General features: G+C 44.7%; 2 protein-coding genes. Both read right to left on the bottom strand.

The window, feature by feature from the left end:
* The coding region (locus QA600_RS22720) for a hypothetical protein (protein WP_278294215.1) at window positions 1-189 on the bottom strand (189 nt) is incomplete at its 3' end.
* Window positions 190-546: 357 nt separating this feature from the next.
* A partial coding sequence (locus tag QA600_RS22715; protein ID WP_278294214.1) for an HNH endonuclease family protein occupies window positions 547-2,404 on the bottom strand: 1,858 nt, incomplete at its 5' end.

The raw sequence follows: 2,404 nt of genomic DNA, 5'->3' as shown, positions 1-2,404 counted from the left end.
TAGTACGTCTTTTTGATCGTCTTCGAAATTGACATGCCCCTCTCCTTCAGTACGCGACCAACCGAGGGCGTCGGTGAACAGATGGTTTACAAGACTGAATCGGAAGTCGAACTCGCTACCTTCCTCCCGAATCTCCTCGTGGACTCGAGCGAACCCATCTTGGAGATCAGATGTGACAGCCTCAGACATTACCTAACCCTTTCAAATGGTTACCTCTTAAACATTCATCAGTCAATATGGAAGATATCCCTCAACCAGCTGACGATCCTTACTCAACTGGTGATCGTGTACGCGTCTACATCCATGACGATGATGTTGACGTTGATTATCACAACACTCAGTGTATTGTCGTAGATCGTTTTGAAGATGATTTGAGCGAAGAGACTGGACGACAACTCGACTGCTATTCCTATCGTGTCCGGCCAGTTGAAGAGGACAATCCTATCCCGGTCGGGTTCCGGCACTTCGATCTCATTCCCTGCGAGTAGATCCCTTCATTTGACTCGCCAACAATATTCTTCATAAGAGCGTTCAGCAATTTACGTGCTATGTCGCTTTGATGTAATCGCTCTCTCGGAACTTATATACGGGTTCTGGGAGATCAGATGAACAACCACTACAAGTAGCATCCCAGTCCTGCAAAGAGTTGAGGTCTACGATGATACCCTCGCATGAATCACAATGATTCATTGTCTTCCACTCTTCTCCCGTCACATTCTCACGTTTGAATCTAATAGATGGAATGACGAAGCTATCGTCACTGTTCTTCTTGTGATACTTACGTACACTATGTGCAATATTCCGAATTTCTAAGGGGGATACTTCTGTATCACTGGGCTGTTTGTCGAAGCGAATGTGTGCTTTGCTCAGATTCCCCCATTCTTCTAATGCAAAGCGCACAATCCTCCAAGCACGGTTATTTGCTGTTTCTTTCGACCAGCCTTCTTCAGGAGAGGGGAGCTCTTCGCACATCTTCATAGACGAATCTGAATATGTATCCTCGTACTTCTGTGCATAATCGAGGTTGCTCAGACCAGAATTATCCTTTTGACCAATTATAAGTAGATTCCCAAGTGTATCGGTAATCTCATCTAGTTCACTATTACCTTCTGCATTCTGTGGGTGGATGTGTTCGATACTAATACCCTCAGACTTCCAAGTCTCGAATGAAGGCATCTGAGTCATAGTATCCCGTCCAGGCTTCGTCCGTAGATGATGCTCGTATTTGTATAATAAATACTGAACTACTGTCTTATCACGAACTCCGGTCCAACCATCGTTGCGGTCAGTCCCATTGAAGAGGTCGTCTCTAAGCAGGCAATCCATGAAGTATGTATCTGGACAATTGCTGCCAATCTCGGACTCGATCCGACGACAAGTAGCAGGGATTGCTTCAGATAGGACATCGAACTTTAGTGCTGCTTGCCCACCGTCGAAAATCCTGTTAGCTCTATTCTGTCGACCTGCCCATTCTATCCAATATCCATGTCTTTGGAGAGCAGCACGACCTGCGTCAGTGCGCCGTCCTGCTACGTTATACACCCTAAAGGATAATTTCTCACACAAACTCACGACCCGTCGAAATTCATCTCCAATCCCGAATCGATTGTGCGTAGCCATCATTAATGGAAGGAAATTATTCGATACAGGAAGACGATTCAAACCTTGTAAGTCCCGAACTATTTCGTTCACCCTCTCGTAGTCTGACTCAATTTCTTTTGGGTTCTTGATTACAAGATAAGCTTTCGAGCACGCTAAGATGCTTTCCAAGTAGTCGTCAATCCAATCACGAACGGACCGCTCTTCCTGATTCAATGACGCATGTTTCTCCAAGTGCTTGATTCGTCTGTGAACCGTTGTATACTCAGAATTAGTCTGGCGAGCTAGAACTAGCTCACCCGAGAAGAGCCTCCAATGATAACGTACGAATGTTTCAATATCAGAATCAGTGCCGCCATACTTGGTGATATTCTCGAGAACTTCACCAATTTGTGTATAAACCTCTCGAGACATATCATTATCGTTAAATCGGGCAGAGCAATACACTAAGTAACTTTTTATGCGGTCCAGATTGGTCAGATCTTTCCCACGGTCATTGATCACTTCGAATAGACGACCGCTTTCAGTCTCATCTTCTACGACATACTGAGTAACCTCAAGACCGGTCCGAACTATCTTTTGTACTTCTCTTAAAAATGCATAGTATTCGTCATGACTGTCCTCGGTAATATACACTTCCCGCTTCCCTTCTAACCAGTTTCGTATCACACGCTTCGCGTTCACTAGCCGTCTCTGGGAAACAGTTTCTGCAGGAATGTCGTCTAAGGATTGATCTTGAACGACAAGCTTCCTGAAAATATCGTCATTATTACTATCTAATTCAATGCGTTCAGTTTCAAGCTCT

This window comes from Natronococcus sp. A-GB1, assembly GCF_029688845.1.
In the GTDB taxonomy this organism is placed as follows: Archaea; Halobacteriota; Halobacteria; order Halobacteriales; family Natrialbaceae; genus Natronococcus.
Note: the sequence above shows the minus strand (reverse complement) of the source record. Positions and strands in the feature narration are given on the sequence as shown.